The 26,103-nt window shown below is 30.5% G+C and carries 22 protein-coding genes; 4 read left to right on the top strand and 18 right to left on the bottom strand.

What is annotated here, in order from left to right; genetic code table 11:
- Window positions 1–34: 34 nt before the first annotated feature.
- The 3 genes from PZA12_RS19950 to PZA12_RS19960 all read right to left on the bottom strand — a co-directional run bounded on the left by PZA12_RS19950 (window position 35) and on the right by PZA12_RS19960 (window position 3,651).
- Entirely contained in the window at window positions 35–1,648 is a 1,614-nt protein-coding gene (locus PZA12_RS19950) for a mannitol dehydrogenase family protein (protein ID WP_078114678.1), read from the bottom strand.
- Between the two features lie 98 nt (window positions 1,649–1,746).
- On the bottom strand, window positions 1,747–2,808 hold the full coding sequence (gene uxuA / locus PZA12_RS19955; protein WP_041899200.1) for a mannonate dehydratase: 1,062 nt from the start codon (window positions 2,806–2,808) through the stop codon (window positions 1,747–1,749).
- Between the two features lie 168 nt (window positions 2,809–2,976).
- Window positions 2,977–3,651, bottom strand: coding sequence for a GntR family transcriptional regulator (locus tag PZA12_RS19960; protein WP_017209065.1), 675 nt, complete (start codon window positions 3,649–3,651; stop codon window positions 2,977–2,979).
- 343 nt (window positions 3,652–3,994) lie between these two features.
- Here PZA12_RS19960 and PZA12_RS19965 point away from each other — a divergent pair, with 343 nt between their 5' ends.
- The gene (locus PZA12_RS19965) at window positions 3,995–5,674 is read left to right on the top strand and encodes a methyl-accepting chemotaxis protein (protein WP_078114677.1); all 1,680 of its coding nucleotides are present in this window, start codon (window positions 3,995–3,997) and stop codon (window positions 5,672–5,674) included.
- Window positions 5,675–5,755: 81 nt separating this feature from the next.
- Window positions 5,756–6,931 carry an extracellular solute-binding protein gene (locus PZA12_RS19970; RefSeq protein ID WP_103699050.1) on the top strand — a complete coding sequence of 392 codons (1,176 nt, stop codon included), beginning with the start codon at window positions 5,756–5,758 and terminating at the stop codon, window positions 6,929–6,931.
- Window positions 6,932–7,010: 79 nt separating this feature from the next.
- On the opposite strand, the gene PZA12_RS19975 is transcribed toward PZA12_RS19970, so the two are convergent.
- Window positions 7,011–8,873: an APC family permease gene (locus PZA12_RS19975; protein WP_077845061.1), complete on the bottom strand. Its 1,863-nt coding sequence runs from the start codon at window positions 8,871–8,873 to the stop codon at window positions 7,011–7,013.
- Between the two features lie 568 nt (window positions 8,874–9,441).
- Between PZA12_RS19975 and PZA12_RS19980 the strand changes: the two genes are divergently transcribed.
- Window positions 9,442–9,738 carry an HNH endonuclease gene (locus tag PZA12_RS19980; RefSeq protein ID WP_077837412.1) on the top strand — a complete coding sequence of 99 codons (297 nt, stop codon included), beginning with the start codon at window positions 9,442–9,444 and terminating at the stop codon, window positions 9,736–9,738.
- 137 nt (window positions 9,739–9,875) lie between these two features.
- Here the strand turns inward: PZA12_RS19980 and PZA12_RS19985 are convergent, their stop codons facing one another.
- The 12 genes from PZA12_RS19985 to PZA12_RS20040 all read right to left on the bottom strand — a co-directional run bounded on the left by PZA12_RS19985 (window position 9,876) and on the right by PZA12_RS20040 (window position 21,822).
- Window positions 9,876–10,319: a GNAT family N-acetyltransferase gene (locus PZA12_RS19985; RefSeq protein WP_078114675.1), complete on the bottom strand. Its 444-nt coding sequence runs from the start codon at window positions 10,317–10,319 to the stop codon at window positions 9,876–9,878.
- A 288-nt stretch (window positions 10,320–10,607) separates the two neighbouring features.
- Window positions 10,608–10,763, bottom strand: coding sequence for a hypothetical protein (locus tag PZA12_RS19990; RefSeq protein ID WP_167595053.1), 156 nt, complete (start codon window positions 10,761–10,763; stop codon window positions 10,608–10,610).
- A gap of 151 nt (window positions 10,764–10,914) precedes the next feature.
- Window positions 10,915–11,976, bottom strand: a complete 1,062-nt coding sequence (locus PZA12_RS19995) for an iron-containing alcohol dehydrogenase family protein (protein WP_077837410.1) — start codon at window positions 11,974–11,976, stop codon at window positions 10,915–10,917.
- A 95-nt stretch (window positions 11,977–12,071) separates the two neighbouring features.
- Entirely contained in the window at window positions 12,072–12,383 is a 312-nt protein-coding gene (locus PZA12_RS20000; RefSeq protein WP_012060250.1) for a hypothetical protein, read from the bottom strand.
- 86 nt (window positions 12,384–12,469) lie between these two features.
- Window positions 12,470–12,658, bottom strand: a complete 189-nt coding sequence (locus tag PZA12_RS20005; protein ID WP_078114674.1) for a PspC domain-containing protein — start codon at window positions 12,656–12,658, stop codon at window positions 12,470–12,472.
- A gap of 407 nt (window positions 12,659–13,065) precedes the next feature.
- The gene (gene ilvD / locus PZA12_RS20010; protein ID WP_078114673.1) at window positions 13,066–14,781 is read right to left on the bottom strand and encodes a dihydroxy-acid dehydratase; all 1,716 of its coding nucleotides are present in this window, start codon (window positions 14,779–14,781) and stop codon (window positions 13,066–13,068) included.
- A 231-nt stretch (window positions 14,782–15,012) separates the two neighbouring features.
- Complete coding sequence (locus tag PZA12_RS20015) at window positions 15,013–15,741, bottom strand: FadR/GntR family transcriptional regulator (protein ID WP_078114762.1); 729 nt, start codon at window positions 15,739–15,741, stop codon at window positions 15,013–15,015.
- A gap of 554 nt (window positions 15,742–16,295) precedes the next feature.
- A complete protein-coding gene (locus PZA12_RS20020) occupies window positions 16,296–17,699 on the bottom strand; it encodes an APC family permease (protein ID WP_078114672.1) in 1,404 nt (467 codons plus the stop codon).
- A gap of 416 nt (window positions 17,700–18,115) precedes the next feature.
- Window positions 18,116–18,595 (bottom strand): MarR family winged helix-turn-helix transcriptional regulator, encoded by a 480-nt coding sequence (locus PZA12_RS20025; protein ID WP_017209077.1) that lies wholly within the window; start codon window positions 18,593–18,595, stop codon window positions 18,116–18,118.
- Window positions 18,561–20,153 (bottom strand): DHA2 family efflux MFS transporter permease subunit, encoded by a 1,593-nt coding sequence (locus PZA12_RS20030; protein ID WP_078114671.1) that lies wholly within the window; start codon window positions 20,151–20,153, stop codon window positions 18,561–18,563. Before PZA12_RS20030 ends, PZA12_RS20025 begins: the two co-directional genes overlap by 35 nt.
- Window positions 20,154–20,165: 12 nt before the next feature.
- Window positions 20,166–20,819, bottom strand: a complete 654-nt coding sequence (locus PZA12_RS20035; RefSeq protein ID WP_077837404.1) for an HlyD family secretion protein — start codon at window positions 20,817–20,819, stop codon at window positions 20,166–20,168.
- 19 nt (window positions 20,820–20,838) lie between these two features.
- Window positions 20,839–21,822 (bottom strand): HlyD family secretion protein, encoded by a 984-nt coding sequence (locus PZA12_RS20040; protein WP_077837403.1) that lies wholly within the window; start codon window positions 21,820–21,822, stop codon window positions 20,839–20,841.
- A gap of 173 nt (window positions 21,823–21,995) precedes the next feature.
- Between PZA12_RS20040 and PZA12_RS20045 the strand changes: the two genes are divergently transcribed.
- Window positions 21,996–23,429, top strand: coding sequence for a DDE-type integrase/transposase/recombinase (locus PZA12_RS20045; protein WP_168983577.1), 1,434 nt, complete (start codon window positions 21,996–21,998; stop codon window positions 23,427–23,429).
- 473 nt (window positions 23,430–23,902) lie between these two features.
- Here PZA12_RS20045 and PZA12_RS20050 read toward each other — a convergent pair whose 3' ends face one another.
- Together PZA12_RS20050 and PZA12_RS20055 are read right to left on the bottom strand one after the other, a co-directional pair.
- Complete coding sequence (locus PZA12_RS20050; protein WP_078114670.1) at window positions 23,903–25,309, bottom strand: HAMP domain-containing sensor histidine kinase; 1,407 nt, start codon at window positions 25,307–25,309, stop codon at window positions 23,903–23,905.
- Window positions 25,296–25,982, bottom strand: a complete 687-nt coding sequence (locus tag PZA12_RS20055) for a response regulator transcription factor (RefSeq protein WP_078114669.1) — start codon at window positions 25,980–25,982, stop codon at window positions 25,296–25,298. Before PZA12_RS20055 ends, PZA12_RS20050 begins: the two co-directional genes overlap by 14 nt.
- Window positions 25,983–26,103 lie beyond the last annotated feature (121 nt).

Consider the following 26,103-nt stretch of genomic DNA (forward strand, 5'->3'; position numbering starts at 1 on the left):
AATGTTTATTTTTATACTCGATTTTCTTATATAATTATTTGCAATTTAAATATTTTTCCAAAGTTGCTCTAACAGCGCCAACACCTGAAATTAATTCATTAAAATAACCTTCAATTTTCTCACCTAAACCTACAGTATAAAGATTTACTCCAAAAATTTCTTCATTTATTAGTATTGGTTTTAAACTATCCTTTGCTGATTCTTTAGTACCTAGTTTTATATCAGATACATATTTTCTTAGTTCATCTAATAAAGGATCTGGACTTAATTCCATAACATTACCATTATCATCTAATCCCATTAGATATCTACACCAGCCTGCTATAACTAGAGGAATATATTTAAGTTCCTTAGCGTCTAAATCTTCTCTATTATTATAAGCTTTAATTGTTTCTCCAAATCTTATTCCAACTTTTTGAGATGTATCTGAAGCAATTCTTTGTGGTGTATCAGGTATATATGGATTTGGAAGCCTAACTTCAACTACCTCTTTAATAAAGTCTTCAGGTTTTAATATTCCTGGATTAACAACAACTGGCATTCCTTCTTCGTATCCAATTTTTTCTACTAATTTCTTTAAAGCTGGATCCTTCATCTCGTCTGCAATTAAATTAAATCCAAGTAAGCATCCATAAACTGCTAAAGAAGTATGTAGTGGATTTAAACAAGTAGTTACCTTCATTGTTTCAACTCTTTCAACAGTTTCTCTATCTGTTAAAAATACTCCTGCTTCCTCTAAAGGCATACGTCCATTTGGAAAATTATCTTCTATTACAAGATATTGAGGTCCTTCTGCATTTACGAAAGGTGCAATATAAGTGTTTTTGCTAGTTGTTACAATCTTAGTACTATCAAATCCAACTGATTCCAATGTGTCCTTAACACTTTGAGATGGTCTAGGTGTAATTTTATCTATCATACTCCAAGGGAAAGATACCTTTTTAGTATCATTGATATATTCAAGAAAACCTTTATCAACTAATCCATTTTCTATCCATTTCTTTATCATTGTTTCCATAGCATTGTGAAGTTTTTCACCATTCTTAGAACAATTATCCATACTTACAAAAGCTATTGGAAGTTGTCCATTTTGATATCTTACATATGCTAGGGATGCAACTTTAGCTATAATACTTACAGGGTGTTCTAAACCATCTGTTGTATCTTGTTCAGATAAATTCTTCACACTATAACCTTTTTCTGTTATTGTAAAACTTGCTATTTGTAAAGATGGATTTGAAAATATTTCTTTTAACCTATTCCAATCTTTTTCTCTTAAGTAATCACCAGCTAAGCTTTCACCTATACTTCCTACCACTTTTTTCTCTAAGCTACCATCAGGTTTCATAATTACTAGTAAACTCAAATTATCATAAGGAGAATAAATTTCATCTATAATTTCATAGTCATATCCTTCTACAGCAACAATACCAGATTCTACTTTCCCTGTATTTAAAAGTTCCTGTTGTAATATTGCTATAAATCCTCTGAATATGTTTCCTGCTCCAAAATGAATCCATGTAGGATTTTCCTTAGTTGATGCTGACATCTTATCATAATCAAACTTTGGAATCTCAATTCCAGCTTTTTTCCATAAATCAGTATTTTTGATACTTTCCTTACTTAGTACTATTTTGGCGTTATTCATTTTTTTCACCTCTTTAAAACTATTGCTAATAAAGTCAATACTATTAATTATCTTTTGTATCTTAAGATTCTATGAACTAAAATTCTTAGTTATCTCTTTTATTTATTTCTTTCAAGAGAATCCCATATTCCCCATAAATACATAATTCCAAGTGCTCTATCATAAAGTCCATAACCTGGTCTACACTTCTCATTCCAAATATGTCTTCCATGGTCTGGTCTTACATATCCAGTAAATCCAACTTCGTGATAAGCTTTAACTATATCACATATATCTAATGAACCATCACAAGTTCTATGAGATGTTTCAATAAAATCACCATTTTCATAAATCTTTACATTTCTGATATGCGCAAACGCAATTCTGTTACCAAATTCTCTTATCATAGCTGGAACATTATTATTAGGATCTGAACCTATAGCTCCACTGCAAAGAGTTAAACAATTATACGGATTATCAACAAGTTTTAATAATCTTGCTAAATCGTCTCTGTTCTTAACGATTCTTGGTAATCCAAATATTGGCCAAGGTGGATCATCCGGATGCACTGCCATCTTAATATCATTAATTTCAGCTACAGGAATAATTTGTTCTAAGAAATATTTTAAATTGTTCCACAAATCTTCTTCTGTTACATTCTTGTATGCTTCGAAAAGCTGTGTTAAATTCTTTAATCTTTCTGGTTCCCAGCCTGGCATTGTAAGATCTGGATTAGATGCAATTTTGTTAACTAATTCCATTGGATCTATATCTTTAATCTTTGCTTTTTCATAAAAAAGAGCTGTTGATCCATCTTCTGCTTTCTTGTATAGATCTGTTCTAAGCCAGTCAAATACAGGCATGAAATTATAGCAGATTACTTTAACTCCAACCTTAGCTAACTTTTCTATTGTCTTTTTATAATTTTCTATATACTTGTCTCTTGTTGGTAAACCTAATTTAATATCCTCATGTACATTAACACTTTCAACAACATCCATATTAAATCCATATTTGTCAGCTGATTTTTTTACTTCAAGAATCTTTTCCATTGGCCATTCTTCACCTGCTGCCATATCATGAAGAGCCCAAACAATTCCCCCTACTCCAGGAATTTGCTTTATTTGTTCAAGTGTTACGGTATCATTACCTTCTCCGTACCATCTAAAACCCATTTTCATAGTAATATCACTCCTGTCCTCTTATTGTCCTTTCTTCCAATATACTGATTGTCGCAGAACAATCATATACCAGGTCCTTTAATTTGTATTTTCTTATATCTATAAGCCTCACCTCCTTAAATTTAAAAATAATTAACATTATATCTTGAATCTGTTTGATTGCTTTAGTTATTCCTTAAAATAGTTAGGATAAGCTTCTTTTATCTTTTTCTTATCGAAGGTAACCATGTTCAAATGTTCCTTCATAAATCCTTCTGCTATATCTATATTTTTATCTTTTATCGCATTGAAAATTTCTTTATGTTGAAGATATATGTTATCCCAGCTAGAATTAGTTACTAATCTAAGCATACGAATTCGTTGAAACTCTGTACTTCCATCATTAATACTATTCCATATTCTTCTTTTGTTACTTCCTTCAAAGATTATCTTGTGAAATTCCTCATCTGCTTCAAATAATTTCTTATAGTCATGATTCTCAATATACATTTTCTGAAGTTTCAAATTCATTTCTAAGGCTAATAAACTTTCTTGTGAAAATTCTTTACAAGCCTCCTTCACCACAGCTCTTTCTAAATGCTCACGTAAAAATCTTCCTTCTTCAACTGCAGATAAATCAATTAAAGAAACAACCGTTCCTTTTTGAGGATAAATATTAACTAGCCCCTCTTGAGCTAACCTAACAAGTGCTTCTCTTACTGGAGTTCTACTCACACTATACTTTTCCGAAAGTTCCTTTTCAGAAATGCTAGTACCAGGCTCAAGATATAAATTAATAATTTCATCTCTAAGTTTATAATATATAGTTTTACTTGTTGTATTTTTATTTACCTCTAAAGCCATTTTTATATTCTCCCTTACTTTCAAGTGCTACCATACTTGTATGGTAGATGTACTTATATTTTATCATAAGTATTTTAAAAAATCTATTATTAATCGATGCTGCCATACTTGTATGGTAGTTATGTTTTAATAATAATCATAACCGTTTACAATGTCAAGATAAATATTTAATTTTTTTCAAATGCATTAACTTACAATATAGTTAGCAATAATGAGAAAATTGCAGAAAAATGTAGTATAATTGTACGTATTTCATATATACGCTGATTTTTTAGACCTTGAGTATAATATTGGTTAGATATATTATCAATATGGAAATTATTATGTTTGAAAGGGGAAAATTATGCTGAAAAATATTAAAATTATCAATAGCATTATTTTGATGGTTATCTTATCAACGGTTGTATCGTTATCTATCGCAATAATTGGTTATAATAATATGAAAACGATTAACTCAAATTCATCATCAATGTACACAATTGCATTAACAAGAATTATTAAAACTGAGGAAATTAGACAAACCTTCTTAAATATTCGGTTAAATGTCAATAGGATTTCTATATCTGAATTTAATGATGATGATGTAGCAGTTATAGATAATGACTACTCTGCCATAAACAAAATGGTAGAAGATTATGAAAACCTATCGCTTAGCACTATAGAGACAAACAATTTATCCGAATTTAAGAAGGACTCCTCAGCTTATTATGAGCAAATTAAGAATCTTGAAAAAGGCAATAAATTATATGGTATAGATTTAGAAAAATTTAATCAATTGGGAGTTGAAATGCAACTTTTTCTTGATAATTTAGTAACTTATAGTTCAAATACTGCTAATACTCTACATAATGACAATATGAGTTTATACATTAGAAGCACTAAAATCTTTTTTATCACTTTCTTCATTGGTTTTATTCTTCAGATACTTGTTTCCTCCTCTATAATCTTAGTTATAAGAAAGTCTATAAAAGAAATAATGTCCGATTTGGATAATGTTGCTCGAGGTGACTTTAGTTTCGAAATAAACACTGACTTAAAAAACGAATTTGGCAGAATGAAAAAATCACTCAAAGTAACAATTTCAAACATTTCTTCAATGCTCGAAGAAGTGCGAAATTCAGCAAATGTTGTAAATATACAAGCAACTAATTTATTAGGAGCTTCAGATGAAATGTCTTCTTCTGCACAAGAAATTAATGCCGCTGTTCAAGAAGTCGCTAATGCTGCTACTGAACAATCTAGTGACTTAATGAATGTAAAAACTTCATTGGATAGTTTCGCTGATTCACTAGATCAAATAACCGCGTCAATTAATGATGTAAACTCAAATATACATAATATTAGTTCAATGGCCGAAGATAGTAACTCTAAATTAGAATTTTTATTTAATTCTATTAGAGATGTAAACGAATCTTTTGACACTGTAAGAAATAAAGTTATTCAATTAGATAACCATGTAGAACAAGTAAATAACATAACTACTATTATAAATTCAATTGCTGATCAAACTGACTTATTAGCATTAAACGCTGCAATTGAGTCTGCTCGTGCAGGAGAAGTAGGGCGTGGATTCTCTGTAGTTGCAGAGGAAATCAGAAAACTCGCGGAACAATCTAAAGTATCTGCCAGTAATATAAGTGGCTTGATTACTAATATTAATAATGAAGCCCAAATAGCAGTTAAGACCACTGATTTAGGTAAAGATAGCTTAAATAATCAATCAGTCCTTATTGAAGATTCTATAAAATCTTTTGCTTTAATATTTAAGGCTATAAATACTATATTGCCTAGAGTTGATAATATAAATAAATCTATTGAAAATATAAATATTGAAAAAGATCTAATAATCTCAAAAACATTAGATATTTCTGGAGTATCAGAAGAAAATGCAGCTTCATCTGAAGAAATAGCAGCCTCAGTACAACAAATAAATTCATCTTTTAATGATGTAGCAACTTCGGCTCAAACTTTATCAAATTTAACAACCTCTATGATGAACGAAGTAAGTAAATTTAAATTATAATTGTTGTTATAAATAGCTTAAGATGTATTTTGCAATTTTAAACTAGAGAGCATTATATATAAACTAAAATGGAGGATAATTATGAAAAATTTAAAATTTTTAAATGTTGCACTTGTAATAGTTTTTATGACGACTATATTAACAGGCTGCGATTCAAAAAATGTTTCCAAATCAACGCAGCCTATTACTTTAAATATAATAGATGTTTCAGGAAGTATGCAATTAGTCGGAGATTCCATAGATCAATTTAAAGCTGCAAACCCTGATTTAATAGGAGATGTCGTAGTAAAAAAATCTACTGCATTAGAGGCTCCATCTTTATTAAAAGCTCAAATTTTATCTGAAGATATGCAAACAAATTTGATTTTTACTGGAATTGATGGTCTTTCCACATGTATTGATAGAGATGTTATAGAAAATATTATGCCTGCATATAGCAGCAGATTTCCTGATTTAGAAAGTAATTATAGTTCTGGTGCTAAAGCCACTTATGATTTAGTAAAAGGTTATGGTATAACTTATGTGTATTCGCCTAGCGGACCATTTTTCACTTATAACCCGGATGTTGTACAAAATGTGCCTAAAACGCCTGATGAACTTTTAGCTTTTGCCAAAACTAATCCTGGTAAATTCACATATGCAAGGCCTGCTGCTTCAGGACCAGGAAGAATTTTTCTTCAAGGCTTACCATATATTCTTGGAGACAAAGATCCTAAAGACCCCAAAACTTGGGACAAGACTTGGGCTTATCTTAAGGAATTAAACCAATACATAGATTATTATCCTGCAAAGACTGGTACTACATTCACAGAATTGAAGGGCGGAAAAAGATCTATTATAGCAAGTCAGTTAGGATGGGATATGAATCAGAGGATCATAGGTGGTATTCCACAGACATATCAAGGATTCGTATTTAACAATACTACACTAGTTTCAGATGCTCAGTATATGGCAATTCCAAAAGGACTTAGCGATGAACAAAAAAATGTAGTTTTAAAACTAATAGCATGGCTTATGACACCAAAAATGCAAGCGATAACATACGATAGCGGTTATTTTTATCCTGGACCTTCTATAAAAAATGTTTCACTTGATATGGCTCCAAAAGAAAGTCAAGATAAAATAAAGCCAGCTATAAGACAATCTTATGAAGATTCTATTAAGACACTTCCGAGTTCGACACAATTAGATACAACTAAATTCATGGAAGCTTTAAATATGTGGGATCAATTATTTGGAACTAAAGTAAAAAGATAATAATGAAGTTAAGAAACGTGCTATATTGCTGAATCAAACAATATAGCACGTTTTTATATCCTAAATCTATAATTAATAATTACTTACTTTGCTTTATATCCTCATCTAGTAAATGATAAGGATAAGTAGATACAATTATGTTATCGTTCTTCAATAAGGTTTCTCTAATAAAGAAACTTGTATGATTATGTAAGACCTCACCAAATCTTTCATTAGTAACAAATTGAGGTACAACTACTGTTATCTTCTCATCTTTAGCTGTTGAATTTGCAATCAATTCTATATTCTTTAACAAAGGAGTAACCACAGCTCTATATGGAGAATATTTTGCGACAAGTAATATATCTGTATCTAACTCACTCCATCTAGATTTTAATTTTTCCATAGCTTCCTTGTCTGGTGAAATATTAAGAGCAATAACATTATCGCTTACACTTTGAGCATATTGCAACGCACCTATTGTTGCTTTATTTAAGCTAGCAATTGGAACTATCACAATATGAGTATATTTCTTTCTTAAATTCACCTTTTTCAGATTTAATTGACTAATACTTAAACCACAAGCCACTTTATCGTAGTGTTTTTTTATTCTTAGCTGAATTACAATTATGATTGGAATTAAAATTGCAACTATAAATGCACCTTCGCTAAATTTTTCAATTAAAATTATTATCGTTGTTAATAAAGTAACAACGGAACCAATACCGTTGATTATTGCACGTTTTACCCAACCATTACCTTTTTCTTTTCTCCAATGATTCACCATTCCAAATTGCCCTAGAGTAAAAGATATAAATACGCCTATAGCATATAGTGGAATCAACCTATGAGTGTCTGCCTTAAATATAATAACTAAGATGCAAGCTATACATGATAATGCAACGATTCCAAAAGAAAAACTAAGTCGTTTACCTCTAATAGTGAATTGTCGTGGTGCAAAACCATCCTTCCCAACTATATACATTAGCATTGGAAATCCTGTATATGCTGTATTGCATGCCATAAGTAAAATTACAGCAGTGCTAAATTGAATTATATAGTACATTATGCCATTCCCGAAAATAGCAAATGCTATTTGTGAAACAACTGTAGGACCATTTGCTATTGGTACAGCTGTATAGAATATAGCAAGTACCGAAGTTCCTCCAAATATGAAAAATATTAAAGCTGCTAATAATATCATAACAGTCTTTGCACTTTTTTGGCTCGGTTCCTGAAAATTCGGAACGGAATTACTTACTGCCTCTACTCCAGTTAAGGCAGAACATCCTGATGAAAAAGCTCTTAAAATAAGAAATATCGATACATTTTCTGTAGTATTTGCTGGGATAGAATACATTGGTTCTGGATGAATATTTAATATAAAGTACTTAAACAAACCATAAAGTATCATAAAAGCCATGCTAAAAATAAAAATATACGTAGGTATAGCAAAAATTTTTGAAGATTCACTTATACCTCTTAAATTTAAAACAGTCAAAACTATAATTATTATTAAAACAAACATGACTTTATATTCTGTCAAATTGCTAAATGCAGAAATAATAGCATCTGCACCTGCACTGGCGCTAACTGCGACAGTAAGTATATAACTAATTATTAAACCTGCACCAGCTGCTAAGCCAGATTTTTTCCCTATATTTTCATTGGCTACTTTGTAAGCTCCCCCACCTTGAGGATAAGCCCTGATAATCTGAATATAAGAAATTGTTAATATTATTAATAATCCTATAATCATAAAAGAGGTCCATGTTAACCACTGATATGCTGCTACACCTAGAACTATTAAAACAAAAAGAATCTCTTGAGCAGCATAGGCTACAGATGATATTGCATCACTTGCCATAATTGCTAATCCAAAAGGAATATTATACTTTTCATGGCTTCCTTGTTCATTTGATAAAGGTTCTCCTAATAAAACATCTAAAAACTTTGTAAGCATTTATTTTCCCCCTATATTATCATACGAAAAATATTGTATGTAATAATGAAATCAAAAGCAATATTCTAATTATTGCATATATTGAAGAAAAATGTAGAAATCGCCGCATGAATACGAATACATATATAATTATCACTGATTTCTTCTTTTAATGAATTATTTTCAACTTTATTATTACACCACATTTCAATTTAATTTCTACACATTAGCCTTAATTAAGCATTCGACTTACAATAATTGTAAATACAGCTTTATGATTGCAATATATATTAAGAAATTAAGATTAGTATAATTAAAGTTTTCCTAATTTAACTCAAAATTATTACAAATTTCAAATCTTTGATTTGTATTTTGAAACAGTGATTCTATAAATACCTCAATTCTACTTCATGAAAACTAATAAATTTAAATATGCAAGTTAATCTTACTAGAATGTACTTCTATAATTTTGTAATTTTACGGAATAATTGTTAGTAAAATAATAATGATATTACTTTTAATCTTTTTGCTTTTACTTATTATTTTGATATAATCAAATTGTAAAGCTAATATATAAGAGGAGGATTTTATGGCACAAAACCATATATGTGAATTATGCAGTAGAAATGTTTCTAGCATTACTAAACATCACTTAATTCCCTTAGAAAAAGGCGGAGAAAAATTTAAAACACTCTCTTTATGTTCAACCTGTCATAGACAAATTCATGCTCTTTTTACAAATCGTGAATTAGCAACACACTATCGCAGTCTTGAATCATTAAAGAAAGATATAAAGATAATTAAATTTCTTAAATTTATTGAGAATATTCCTGGTGATTCTTATTTAGACATAAAAAAATCAAGACATGTCCGAAAAAGTTGCTAGGAGAATATCTAAATATTTTATGTGAAAAAATAATGGCAATAATCTTACTAAGATTATTGCCTAAAATTATATAATTTATCAATTCTGAATTTGTATAATAATAAGTTATGCTCCCATTATAATAATTTTATTATATATTAATTTATTCTAAAATACATAGGCTGTAATGCTAATCCACTTTTTTCTGATAAAAATATGTTGCCCTTACACTGAAATCCTGCCTTTTTATAAAAATTAATTGTATCTAATCTTGCATTTAAATATAAACATCTAAATTCAAATTCTTTAGCTTTAATTTTATGTCTTTTTAACATTTCAATGCCAATGCCTTTACCCACATATTTTTCACTAACAACTATATTGGTCATTTTACCATTCATATTATGATTAGTCATTCTCGAATATGCAACCACAATGCCCTCATCTAATGCTACCAAATGTATGCTATTATAATCCAATTCATCATAGTCATATTTATGAATTTTATTATAAGGTTTAAAAAGTATTTTAAACCTTAATTCAGATACTTCTTTAAACTCTTTACTTTCACAATTTATAAATTTATATGTAATATTATTCATATTTTTTCCCCAACTTCTATATTATTATAATTATATTATACACTATATTCATAATAATTGAATATTTATTCATAATTTTATTTATTATTGTATATTTTATTCAATAACTATAGCGCTAGGTCCATGTTGCTTTAGAAATACTAATAAATATATTTTTGTATCTTGAACAAATTTTATTATATTAAATTATAAAAATATAAAACTACCAACTAAGCACTTATCTATCAACCTAGTTAGTAGTTATAAAACAAACCATACTTTTCTATTAATTTTATGTAAAAACAAAGATTACGATCTATCTTCCCATTTTCTTTTTGCCTTCATTACGTTTTCTTCGCTTAGTTTTGTTTCCTCCACTATATCTCCCATTCCGCAACCTTTATCAAGCATCTCTTTTGCTTTTTCCATAGCTTTTTCATGCTCACCTTTTCTTAATTTTTCCATTAAAGTTCCTCCTCTTTTGAATAATACTAACTCTAAATCTAGTATTACCCGTGGACACTTTTTTATTCAGCTTTTATAATAGCTTATTCATAACTCTTTTCATATATCTAACCTTTATTTTATTTCTTTATTTCCATCTTCTCTGAAAAATTTATATTAATATATAGTTTAGAATTTCATCCTCATCTATAATTTTTTTAGCAAAAATTCTATTTTCCTCTACATGAATGTACGTATATCTATTAGGTTTTATTGATGGAGCAATATCAATAGCTTTTTTATAATCTTTCTTTTTCATTTTTAAAGTTTTTGCATGCTCGAAAAAGTTTGTTTCTTTTAATATCTTCGATATTCTTTCAAATCTATGATCTTGTACTTTCGCCATAATATATGTTGCAATTCCAACCTGTATTCCATGAAGCTGAGGCATTTCTAAAAATTTATCTAATGCATGAGATATTAGATGTTCTGAACCAGAAGCCGGCGAGCTATTACCTGCTATTTCCATAGAAATACCATTCAATATTAATGAATCCACTAATTCCTTCAGGAACAAATCATCCTTAATATTTTTAAACTCAGTTCTTATAAAACTATTGACTGCTTTCTTAGAAATCATAGTAGCAAAATCGTCAATGATTATCCTTCCGTTTTCTTCTTCAAATTTCCAATCATACAACGCGGTGATGTTTGATACTAAATCTCCTATCCCCGAATATATAAATTTTTCTGGTGCACTCTTAATGACATCAATATCTACAATTATTCCATAAGGAGTTTTAGCTGGAAGAGACATTCTCCTGCCATTAACTAAAAGAGAAGCACCTGCACTTGAGAAACCATCATTAGAAGTTGAGGTTGGAATACTAATAAAAGGTAATTTTCTCAAAAAACTCATATACTTAACAGCATCTATTGCCTTTCCTCCACCAACTCCGATTAGAGCCTCTACGTCATTTGATATTTCAAATGCTTTTACACTAATTTTTTCGAAATTTATATCTGATATTGTTTCTATTCTTGAAATACCTATATTAGCTTCTTTTAAAGAATTACGTATGGACTCTCCAAATAATTCTTCTAGACCCTCGCCAAAGCATATTAAAACATTTTTAAACATGGCTTTCTTAATCAAGTTACCTACATTATTTATATTTCCTTTTCCTACCTCTAAAATAGAAGGAATGGCTATTCTATGAGTTGACGTCTTCATGCATTTCACTCCTCAAAAGTATTTTCAATTTATTAAAATATCAATTTTTATGTCTTAAAATTAGCTTTCCCTAGGTAGAAAATAAAAAACATTTATTATTTTAAATCATTAACTACTTTGTTTATCTTATCCGCCTTATCCAAAGCCTCTGTCCATAATTCCTTCGAAGGAATTATTTTTTCTACTGTTGTATATGCTTCTCTTATAATTGGTATATTAATAAGATTTGTACTTTGAATAGACATCAATATAAACCAACACACACCTATAAGAGCTGCTATTCTTATGATACCTGCTATTGCTTTAATTAATATATAAAGAGCAATAATGGCAACTATTATTAAAACTATAGTATTTGTTGTTAAATGTATTGGCGTATTTTTTATCAAGCTATTTACTTTATCCATTTGTTTCCTCCCAAGTTAGGTAGTTAATATTATATTAAGGTCGCTCACTAGTATGCTTTCTTAAATTTAAATTTTTCTTGTGATGATCATAGCGGTCGCTTTGGTATAATCAATGCACAAATTATATATAAGAGTAATCCTGATCCTGCACAAATAATCAAAATTGCCCACCCAATTCTGACTAATGTTGAATCAAGTCCAAAGTATTCAGCTATCCCACCGCATACCCCTGCTAACTTTTTATCTGTTGCTGATAGATAGAGTCTTTTCTCCATAATAGATTTCCTCCTAAACTGCTATAACATATCATTTGAACATAGTTCTTTTTCAAAATTATATCACTTTAGAATTCTATTTACTATTATTGAGGTATATATTTTTCAGTTCTAATATAAGTTCCTACACAACATTACTAACATATGATACTTATGTATTTAACAATTCCATATAGGAATCTGATTATTTTTTCAGCTTTCCACCTCCAAAAGGCATTACTTCCTTGTCTTACATAATATATCTTTAAAATCTATCATAATAAAGGGAAAGAACAATTCACTAACCCATGAACCATTCTTTCCCTTTTAATAGTTAATAATAGAAAGTATAAAATAATCACTTAATAGGGGAAGATTTTAATCTATATACTACATAATAAGTGGTTTATCTTTCCCCTGTTTTTAATCTATTTCATATATCCGCCTTTCATTGGTGATACTGCATGTTCTGAAAAAATCTTTAGAATTCCAGATTCGTATTTTGATTTTCGTGGTTTCCAATTCTTTCTACGTTCTTCAAAGACTCTCTCCACTTCTTCTTTACTGCATTTTTTTCCCTTTATACCAACGATCTGTAACACTCTATTAGGAATACTAATTTCAATCAAATCATCTTCTTCAATTAATGCAATTGGTCCTCCTACTGCAGCCTCTGGTGATACGTGTCCAATTGCCGGTCCTTTAGAAGCTCCTGAGAATCTACCATCTGTTATTAACGCTATACTAGCAGATAATTCCTCATCCGAAGCAATTGCTTCTGTTGTATAGAACATTTCTGGCATTCCGCTACCTTTTGGTCCTTCATATCTTATAATAACCGCATCTCCTGGACGAATTATTTTTCTTAAGACTGCATCAATAGCTTCCTCTTCACTGTCAAAAGGCTTTGATTTTAATATAGCCTCATGCATTTCTTTAGGAACTGCAGAATGTTTTACTACCGCACCTTCTGGCGCTATATTTCCCTTTAATATCGATACAGAACCATTAGTACCAATAGCATCATTAAATGGACGGATAACATCTTCTTTTTTTAGTCCCACTTTTTCAAGATACTCATTACACTTCTCATAATATCCATTAGTTTTTAATTCTTCTAAGTTTTCACCTAAAGTCTTACCCGTTACAGTCATAACATCCAAATGAAGCAAGTGCTTTAGCTCTTCCATTATTGCTGGTACACCACCTGCATAATAGAAATATTGCGCAGGCCATTTTCCAGCAGGACGTATGTTTAGTAAATAATGTGCATCTTTGTGTATTCTATCAAAAGTCTCTTCATCGATATACAATCCAAATTCATGAGCTATAGCAGGTAAATGCAACAGTGAGTTAGTAGACCCCGATATAGCTGCATGAACTAATATAGCATTTTCAAAGGATTTAATTGTAACAATATCTTTTGGCCGAAGATTCATTTTAGCTAGTTCAACAGCTTGTCTTCCTGCTTTTAACGCTACTTCTTCTAAATCTTCACATGTTGCTGGCATCAATGAGCTACCTGGAAGCATTAATCCAAGTGATTCTGCCATAACCTGCATTGTAGCTGCTGTTCCCATGAATGAACAAGCTCCACAGGATGGACATGCGTTTTCTTTATAAAAAGTTAATTTTTCTTCTGAAATTTCCCCTCTTTGGCACATTGCACTATAGGCACCTATTTGTTCTAGTGTCAATAAATCAGGACCTGCTTCCATTACTCCTCCAGTAACCATGATAGATGGTATGTTTAGCCTTCCAATTGACATAAGATGTGATGGAACTGCTTTATCACAACTTGAAATAAATACACCTCCATCGAATGGTGTTGCATTAGCATGGATTTCTATTAGAGACGTTAATGTATCTCTAGACGCTAAAGAGTAATTTATTCCATCATGCCCTTGTGACATTCCATCACAAATATCCGTTGCAAAATACCTAGCACCTTTCCCACCTGATTGTGTAATTCCCTCAACTGCTTTGTTAGCGAATTTCAATAGATGCGCACTTCCTGGATGACTATCTCCAAATGTACTTTCTACTATAATTTGTGGCTTTGATAAATCTTCTGTTGTCCATCCCATTCCTCTTCGAAGTGGATCCATCTCTGGTGCAATTTTTCTTACTTCTTGACTAATCATACTATTTCTCTCCTTAATCTTTATTTGACACCGTTTAAATACATCTGATGTATTTATAATATCACATCTGATGTATTTGTCAATTTTTTTTGAATTCATTGTTACAATTCTTATTTTTCTATAAAAAACAATATAAAATATGTATATTCATCTGATGTATTTAAAATAACAACAAAAAAAATACATCTTCCTCCAAAACAAGAGCAGATGTATTTCATCAAGTCAAAACAATTAATAATTTCTTTCCTTGTCTATAATACTTCCGATATTCCTTCGATTATACACTAAGTGTAAGAGCATCGCATCATGCGCTCCATTAGCATTATGTTCCTTAATTGAATTTAAAATTTCCCTGTGTGTCTCTATTGTTTCATTACGTAATTTTCTATTTGTAATATCGATAAATATAGTAATAGATCTATTAATTATCGGAATTAAATTAACCACAACCAAATTCTTACTGCTCTTAGCTATTGCAGTATGAAACTCTATATCTTTCTCTAAATATGGTTCATTTTTCAAGATAAGACTCTCTATTTCGTCACACAAGTTAGACATTTGCTCAATTTCTTCATCAGTAGCTTTTGTAGCCGCTATAGATGCTATTGATGGCTCTATCATAAATCTTACTTCCAACAAATCAAGCGCTAACTTATATTTATCTTTTACAAATGTTAATCCTAGAGGATCATCAGCAATTCCACATTTATCAGAAATAAACGTTCCAGCTCCACGTCTAATTTCTAAAACATTTCGTGAAACCAAAGCCTTTATAGCCTCTCTTATTGTGCTCCTTCCAACATTAAGGCTCCTTGCAAGATCATATTCATTAGGTAACTTATCTCCAGATTTCCAATCATTATCTATAATTAATTGAACAATTCTTTCTGAAGTTTGCTCTCCTAGTGATTTTGTTGAACTATTTGTATCATTAAAACTCAATTCTCTAATATCTGACATATTTCCTCCAAATGCTACTATCTTGCAGCTTAAAAGTTCTTCAAAAGTATTTTCTAACCCTGCCAACTTAACCCGCTTTATTATTTTAAAAAATAAGTTTTATCCCCCAAGTTATACACCCGCTGTTAAGCATGATAAATAATATGGAGGACAATTAAAATGTTAGCATTCACTTATTATAATACTTAAAAATACAGCAATTTAAAAGACCTTTTAAATATATTTTTAATGCACCAATTTTCCTCTTTAAAATTCTGTACACTTTCCATAATTATTTATAAAGTATTTAAATTCTCTATTTACTATAATCTGCACTGCTTTAGTATTAAAACTTTTCAAAGATTCTGATTAATTATTATTCATTTATAAAAGCTAGCTACGCCGCCCTCCACTTCCGTTTATTTTTATAATCTCATAATCCCCAATGTATACGCAATTATATCACTAAAGACTTATATAATAAGCCATTTAGCATTTAATAAATTCATAGTTTTTTGTACAATAAAAAACAGCCCTAAGTTATAATACTTAGAGCCAAATATTTTATTGTATAATTAATTATTGTTCTTTCGTGCAAAATACGGCATTATAAATCCTAGCCCAAGTAATACAAAAGGAGTTATAATATTAAGCACTAATTGGAATTTATCAGTTGTATACATACCACTAATACATGCAAAAGCAGTAAATGCAAAACACCATGCTCCAATTATAATACCAACAGTTCTGTTTTTTACAAATCGATATTCCGGCTTGAATTTTTCTCCTGCTTTTTTCAATGCAATATAAGCAGCAAATACCCATAAATAACGAAGTGGCATACACACGGCATTTAATTTTACTAGCCATTTTACCAGCTCGTCTACGTTTCCAATACCAAAGGCTGGAACTATTATTAAAATTGAAACAATTATTAAAATTAATTTATGACCATTTTTATATGTGCCATATTTATTTTTTACAAACATTTTTTCAGGAATAAAATTCTTATCCGCACTATCAAGTAACATACGTAAAGGTGCATCAATAGATATAATTAATACCGCAAACTGTCCAATCATGTTAGTAATAGCATAAACCACAACAAATAAATTACCTAGATGATAGTATTCCCCTAACTTCTGGAATGCATAGTATGCTCCATTTGTCATTAAGTCTTTAGGCACATTATTTGAATCAAACATCATTCCAAGAGAAATAGTTCCTAAAATTGCACATACAGCTACCATAATAGCTAATGCAATCATACCCTTTGAGAATCCCTTTTCAGGATCATCCATTTCGTTTACATACGGCGAAATCTTCTCACAGCCACCCACAGCAAAAATTAATATAGATAGACCAGTAAAAAATTTCATATCAAATGCAGGCATAAACGTTTTTATAGACCAATCTATGGAATTTAAATGTGCATCAGTAATAGCTGGTGCAGCTACCATTAAAACAATAAATAAAATCGACATTACAAACATTGATGTTCCTGCAAGTGTAGCTAATTTTTTTAATGGATTTAATCCTTTAGAAGCTATATAAAGTCCAACTAAAAAAATTACTAAGCAGGTTATTTGTAATAACCTTGTATCCATGCTACTAATTCTTTTATCTTGAAATATAGCCCAACTTGTTGCGATCATAAAATTTGATGGCTTTTGTGAAATATAAGGCATGTGAACAATCCAATATGTCCATCCTGCGTAATATGCGACTCTAGGACTTATGGTTTCATTTATCCACGAACTAACACCGCCACCAAACTCTTTAAAAGCCGATCCTAACTCTCCTACCATTAGTGCGTATGGCACAAAATAAATAGCAAAAATCAGGATCCAAGATACTACTGACTTAAGGCCATTATATTCAGAGAAACCATTGATAACGTTGCCAAAGCCCCAAACTGTTGAAAAAGCCATAAATGCTAAGGTATACCAAACAATTTTTTTGTTGTTTTTTTCAGACATAAACTTTTCTCTCCCACTTATATTATTTTAATTTTTATATTAAAATAATATAATATACTTTTACCTTTGTATACATTTTCGACAAAATTAGCTTTCATTTAATTATATTGCTAACTCAATTAAAATCTATAAATAATTCCACTTTAAATTTATTAAATTAACACATATATTACTTCTTTTTTTTAATAAAAATAACAAGATTTCAGCTACTATATTGAATATCATATTTCCCATTTATCACCTAGCCCATTACAGTTCACCTGGACATTGAATTAAACTTAAAAAGATCCCAATCCAAATAAAATAATTATAAAATCAGTCTTACTTTGGCCTTTTATAAATTTCTTTAAAAAAGCACTTCACTCATAAAAACTATCCTAAAATAGTTTTATATGAATAAAGTGATTTACAATTTTCTAATTATTATTCAGTAATATACTGAATTGTTTTAATCCATAAATTATTTTTTCTACTTCTTCCGGATCTGTATTTTTTATAGAATTTAGTATAAGATTTGATATAAACTCTTTTTTCATTTTGCAAATATCATTGTTTTTCCTAAATTCCGCCGAAATTGACAATCTTACAATTCTACGATTTTCCTTTGGTATTTCTCTTGTCACAACTCCCTGTTTTGCGAGACGATCAACTATTCCTGAAACTGTACTTTTAGTTAATCCTATCTGATCACTTAATTCATTTAGAGTTATCGATGGCATCATATATAAATGAAATATAACATTTAATTGAGGTGCTGTAAATCCGCAATCTTTTGCAATTTTTTCAAACTTACAGCTTAATTCTTTTCTAATATTCCTAAATACACCAATAATCTCATCCGCTTGTTTTTGATATAATTCATTATTCGGCGATGAGGGCCCCTCCTGTAGATTCATTTTTTTCACCTTCTTTATTTTCTTTTTTAGGCTCTTTCTTTCCACCCATAAATAAAGCTAAGAATATAGTCACGAATACTATAACAACAGTTACTACAACTGAATACGACATAGCATCTACATACGCTTGACCTTGAATTATTTTCACTATATAAGATACTGCAGAAGCTCTAGCAGTATTTATATCCATTCCCATTCCCATAAATGCTTTAGTTAATGTACTTATTGTGCTATTAGAAGCTGGATTATATACATTAATTTGTTCTGATAACTTTGCATAATTATAATCATTTCTTCCTTGTATAAGAGTAGACATTAAAGTAACACTAACCGAACCAGCCACTTGTCTTAATGTATTTGAAAGAGCTGATGCTCTACTAATTAAATGTGTCGGAACAACGTTCATCCCGGTAGTACTAATTGGCATCATACTCAATCCTATTCCAATGGACCTTATACAATTAACAAGTATTATATAGTCTTTACTCGAATTCATATTTATAGCTGTCGCAAGTTCATATGAAGCGCCTGCAAGTATTAAAAGTCCAGGTATAACCAGTGCTTTTACGCCAACTTTATTTAATAAATTACCGCTAATAGGCATCATAACTCCCATTACCAGAGCTCCCGGCAACATTATTAATCCGGCTTCCATAGGTGTATATCCTCTTATATTCTGCAAAAATAATGGTAATACGTAAACACCGCCCATCATAGCAAGAGTTAATACACTAGTTATAATTTGGCTAATTGTAAAATCAAATAATTTAAAAACTCTTAAATCTAATAATGGATCCGGATGAGTTAATTCATTTACTATAAATAATACAAGACTTAAACATCCAAGGGTCATCAAAATTGGATTTTCAAGTTTTGACCAATCAATTGATGAGCCTTCACCTAGAACATATAGTATACTTACTAGGCCTACAGTAGAAGATAAGAATCCAATTATATCAAAGGATTTAAAAGGTTTCCTTTCTGTCCCCTTTAATAAAATCAAGGCCAATATTACTCCTACTATCCCTACTGGGACATTAACATTGAAAATAAGTCTCCAGTCCATCTTCTCGATAATATATCCACCCAAAGTAGGTCCTATTGCAGGTGCTGCCATCGCAGCTATTCCCCAAAATCCAAGTGCTAATCCAACCTTTTCTCGAGGAAATATTTGATATATTATTGACATTCCTACTGGCATTATCATTCCTCCTCCAATGGCTTGGAGGACACGAAATGCTATCATACTTGTATTGCTCCAAGAAAGACCACATAACATAGATCCAACTGTAAACATCGCTAAAGCAAATACATATATTCTTTTAGCTCCTAAAATTTCCTGCAAATATCCAGTAAGTGGTATAATCGCACCAAGCGCCAATGTATAAGCTGTTAACACCCACTTTATATCATCTAAAGATACTCCAAAAACAGCCATCATTTTAGGAAGAGCAATATTTACTATACTACTATCAAGTATAGACATGAAAGTACCTATAATAACTACAGCTAACGCTAACCAACTACTTGCTAATGATTCGTTATTGTTCTCTCCCATTATATCACCTCATCATTTAATATGAATCTTAATAACTGCATTAGTTCCTGGAAGAATCTTTTCATCAAAATTATCAAGTTCAATTTTTATAGGTACCCTTTGAACTACTTTAGTAAAGGTTCCACTTGTTGATGCTGGTAATAATGATATAGCAGAATTAGATATTTCCCCTATTGTTTTTACTTTTCCACTAAATTTTTGTGAATCATATTCATCAATAGTAATATCAACCGGTTGTCCAACTTTTACTTTTTCAAGTTTTGTTTCTTCTATGTTAGCAGAAATATAAAGCTTAGTTGGATCTACTAACGTAATTAAAGTTTGACCTGTTGATAAAAGTTCTCCAACAGTTCCCTGCTTCTTTACTACAATTCCATCAATAGGTGCTCTTACTAAAGATTGTTCTACACTTGTGTCTGGAAGATTATTCATTTCTTGACGCGCTAGTATTTCATTTTTTGTTACTTTCTCTCCTTCATCAACATTAAGCTCTAGTAATTTACCAGAAATTTGTGGAGTTACACTAACAAAATCTGCATTAACTCTTGCATCTTCAGTTGAAACATAGTATGCATTTTCATACCAATAGTAGAATCCTATACTACCTAATGCTACCACAATTGCCAACAATATTCCAATAATTAATATTTTACGCTTTCCTTTCATATTCAAGTCACCTCTTCCCTTATTCCTTTAATCCAATTTCAGCAAACATACCAGGCTTTAATTGTGAATTTGGGTCTGATAAACTAACTTTAACCAAAATATTTCTACTTTGTGAATTTAGTTTTGAATTTATTACAGTTATCTTTCCGTCAAATTCAACATTATCTACTTCTGATACTTTAACTACTACATCTTGTCCTTCTTGAAGCTGACCTGCAATATCTAAAGGTGCATATGCATTTACCACTAAAGCATCTGGATTAGATATTGAAACAAGAGTTGCACCTGGAGATGCCATTTCACCTACATTAATGCTTTTAGCATTTACTACACCCGAAATCGGCGCTGTAAGAGTTCCATTATTTAATGTTGTTTGTGCAGTTTTTAAAGCAGCCTCTGCTTGTGCCACTTGGGCTTTATAAACATCTATACTTGTTTGTGTTGCTCCATTATTAAGCATGTTTAATTGTTCTTGTGCAGATTTCTGTTGTGACTCTGCAGTTGTAAGCTGTTGATGTGCAGCTTCAAGCTGCTGCTGAGTATTTGCTCCCGCATCAACTAAAGCTTTAGTACGATCATAGTTCTTCTTAGCAACATCATAAGCTTCATTTGCACTATCTAAAGTTGCTTGAGCTTGGGATATTTGTTCTGGACGTGTAGAATTCATAGCGTTAGTTAACGTTGCATTTGCAGTATCAACCGCTGCCTGTGCTTGATTCACTTGTGCTTGCAAGTCTTGAGTATCTAACTTAACTATAGTATCACCTGCATTTACTTTTGACCCAACATCAACTAGTACTTCTGAAACTCTTGCTGAAATTTTTGAAGCTATATTTGCTTGATCATTTGCTTCTATTTTTCCAGCCATTATGTATTTATTTTTAGCTTGCTCTGCAGTAGTTTCAGCAGTTTTTGAATTATTGCTTGTATTTCCGTTATTAGTCGAACCGCAACCACTTAACATTAGTGCTACAACTAAACAAACTAACATAGTCTTTTTCATATTAACCCTCCATGTACGAATTAGGTACTGTCAAAGTTTTTTATCTAACTAAGGCAGCAACCCTTTAATTTTTCTTATTTTTTATATAAATAACTTGCCACCCCCAAAAAGTTAAGATATTTTATACTTGCAAAACAAAAACACTGAACTAAAAAAGGAGGCAAGCTATTACCATGATTAATAAGTTTCTTCTTGAAACTGTAATTTATCTTATTGAAATTATAAAGTATCTCATGACTTTGCTGGTTGGCAAAAACTTGCTTAAAAGCATTTCGGACGAACCTGTTAAGAAAGAATACCGAAAGCTTCAAGTAGATGATCAACCAATCTTTGATGTTCCCGAAAAACTTAACTATAAGCTTCTAATAGCTGAATATGAGTTTAAGCACGGCAAAGAATTTGCTCCTGTGAAACCTCGCAAAAACAAAGCGTTAGCTCCTAAGGATGTTATCTGTCCTAAGTGTGGTGCTCCACATACCTATCTTTACGATAATAACGGAGGCCGAGGACAATATCTTTGCAAAGTCTGTGATACCACATTCAATCCTAAAAATTACTATCAGAAATCCATAGTGTTAAGATGTCCTCACTGCAGTAAAACACTTGAAAGAATCAAGGCGCGTAAGGATTTCTACGTTTATAAGTGTAAGAATGATAATTGCTCTTTTTACCAAAATAATCTTAAATCAATGACAAAATCTGAAAAACAAGATTTTAAGAAGAATCCTGGTAAGTTCAAAGTTAGATACATATTTAGAGATTTCACTTTTGACTTTAAGCCACTTTCTAAAGAAAGTCCGGTAAAATCAAAGGTTTCTCTTCCAAACATTATGATTTCTTCTTACACCTTAGGACTCATTCTAACTTACTACGTTAACTACGGTTTATCTTCCAGAAAGACAGCTGCATTGCTTAAAGATATTCATGATATTAAAATATCTCATCAAGCAATTTTAAACTATGTTAATGCCGTTTCAATTGTAGTTAAGCCATTTATAGATAACTACGATTATAAACTTTCTGACTCTTTCTGCGGCGATGAAACCTACATAAAAGTTAACGGTAAGTGGAACTATATTTTCTTCTTTTTTGATGCTGTTAAAAAGATTATTCTATCTTACAGAGTATCACCACATAGAGATACCGAAACGGCTGTAAAAGCCATCGATGATGTTCTAAGTAAGTTAAAAGAAATACCTGAAGATCTTAATCTTATAACTGATGGTAACCCTATATATCTTCTTGCACAGCACTTCTTTGCAAGCCATAGTATAAAATTCGATGTTACTCAAGTTATAGGCTTAACCAATAAAGATGAAGTTTCAAAAGAATATAGGCCATTGAAGCAAATTATTGAACGTCTTAACCGAACCTTTAAAGGCAATTATAGAGCTACTACTGGCTTCGGAAGTCCTAACGGGTCGGTTGCATTTGTAACTATGTTTGTGGCATACTTTAACTTTCTAAGACCACATTCTGCCCTTGAAGGCAAAACTCCTGTAATCCTTGAAGAGTTAGAGTCAATGTCCAACATGCCTACTAGATGGTGCAAATTTATTGAACTATCTCAAGACTTTGTTCTAAATAACTGTACAATAACTGCCTAATGATCTAAAGCAGTTGGTGAAACGCACCCTTGACACGCCCACAAAGATAAATGGTAAAATATCTCAATAGGCGGGTCTATTAGTCATGTTCAAAATTATCATTCACCCGTCCTTAACTGCCTAAGACCATTTATCTTTAGGTGTGTCAAGGGCAACTAGCAAACATAATTTAACATTAAATGGTAGTTGGATTGATTTTTCATATATTTTTTACACTACCACGAATTATTTATATACATATTGTTCGCATACTAACAGTATGTATTATACAATAGATTGTCCTTGTAATCAAGAATATTATTCCATGAATTTATACATTTTTTTCGAAATCGTATACACCTTTCACCAAAATTTCTTAATCTTTTTTCATTTATTTTAAATATAAATATATTTTGAACACAAAAAGTCATGCATATGTATTTTGCATGACTTTAATATTCTCTTAAATTTGGGATAAGTTTATATTCAATAATCTATTCAGGTATTTCCAAATAGAAAGTCACTCCGTCTTCCATATTTTTTATTTTAGTAATTCCACCATGAAGTTGTGCAATCAATCTCACTAATGACAAGCCTATACCATGACCTCCATACTTTCTCGATCTCGATCTGTCCACTTTATAGCATACATCCCAAAGTTTATCCATTTCTTCCTCACATATATTATCACCAGTATTGAAAACACCTATCTTTATTTTATTTTCTTCTTTCTTGCCTATTATATTAATAATTCTTCTGCCCTTCACATGGTCGATGGCATTCGTAATGAAATTATTTATAGCCTTCTCAAGCAAGTCTCTATCAGCATGTATTTCAAAATCCTTCACGCACTCCAAGGTAAACGTAATATTTTTTTCATCAATTGCTGGTTTAAATCGTTCTACAATTTTGCCTAGAAATTCATTAACATCAAATGATACAATATTTAATTTAATCATTCCACCTTCCATCATAGAATAATGTAAAAGTTCTTTAACCAAGCTATCCATTCTATCGCATTCTTCAACTAATATAGAACAATATTTATCTATTGTTTCCCTATCATTGGCCACTCCAAATTTGATCCCTTCCGCATAACCTTTAATTATCCCAATTGGGGTCTTTAATTCGTGAGACATATTCCTTACAAGTTCTTTCTTACGCTCCACATCTTGCTTAAGTTCATCTATACTTTTATTAAGCTTCTCAGAAATCCTATTTATGCTATTTCCTAGCCTTCCTATTTCATCTTTCGAATCTATATTAACAACCTTATCAAATTTAAGATTAGATATATTTTCAGCAATTTTACTCATTTCTATAATTGGCTTTGTTATTTTATTAGAGAAAATAATAATAAATATGGCACCAATAATCATTACTATAAATCCTGCTAATATGTAAAATTGATTTGCGATTACTACACTCTCACGAATACTCTTAAAAGACTTCTTTAGAATAATAAAATCTCCATTCTCAATTTGTGAAACAAATACTAATTTTGTCCTTTGATCATTGTTTTTCTCATCAATATAGTAAACATACTTTTTCGAAAGTCTTTTTTCATTTCCTATAATAGTTTGTTTAATCTCCTTGGATAGACGTTTTTCTTCATCATTTGATTTAGGACGAATAGAATTATATTTTATATCATAATTATTATCAACAATTATTGTATTAATGTTATCAACACTTTGTATTGTGTCTGCATATTGATAATTGTCTTTTTCTCCTTCCATATATTCATCCTTAATTTTCTGACTTACTGACACTAAGACTCCCTTATTTTTATAAATATAATATGATTCTAGGAAAACTGAATTCAAAATTATCCCACCTAAAACTAGTGAAATCATGAGAATCATAAATATACAGAATAATTTTGTCTTAATTGTTTTCATATTTTTCTACCTCAAACATGTATCCACTTCCTCTTATAGTTTTTATCCAATCTCCTTGTTCCGAAAGTTTAGCCCTTAAAGTTTTTATATGTGTATCTATAGTTCTTATATCACCATCAAAATTATATCCCCATACTTTATCCAATATCTGCTCTCTGCTTAGAACTGTATTAGCATTTCCAACTAAATATAGTAAAAGATTATATTCTTTTGGATTTAATTTAATTTCTTCATCACCAATCACTACCTTATGAGTTCTTTGATATATCCTTAAGTTTCCTACAGCTATTTCGTCTGAGAATTTCTTCTTTACTTTCTTTACGATGTTATTCAAACGTGCAACGAATATCTCATAACTAAACGGTTTTCCAATATAATCATCCGCACCTTTTTTAAGCCCTAACACTTCATGTTTTTCATCTCCTAATGCTGTCAGCATAATTATTGGCACTTCAGATTTTTCTCTTATTTCTTTAAGAACCTCCCATCCATCGTACACTGGCATCATTACATCTAATATGACCAAATCAATATCATTATTATTAAAAAACATATTAATAGCTTCTTCCCCATCACACGCTTCTATAGGCATGTACCCTTCTTTTCTTACTATATCACATACTAAATCACGAAATATATTGTCATCTTCGGCTATAAGAATTTTTATATCCATAATATACACCTTCTCTAATGTAAAAATTAAAAGCAGGTTCAAGATTTTTAATCTATAAACCTGCTTTTATATTAGCATAACTTTACTTATTTATACTATTTCAATAGTATTACAATTTTAT

Source organism: Clostridium beijerinckii (assembly GCF_036699995.1).
GTDB lineage: Bacteria > Bacillota > Clostridia > Clostridiales > Clostridiaceae > Clostridium > Clostridium helianthi.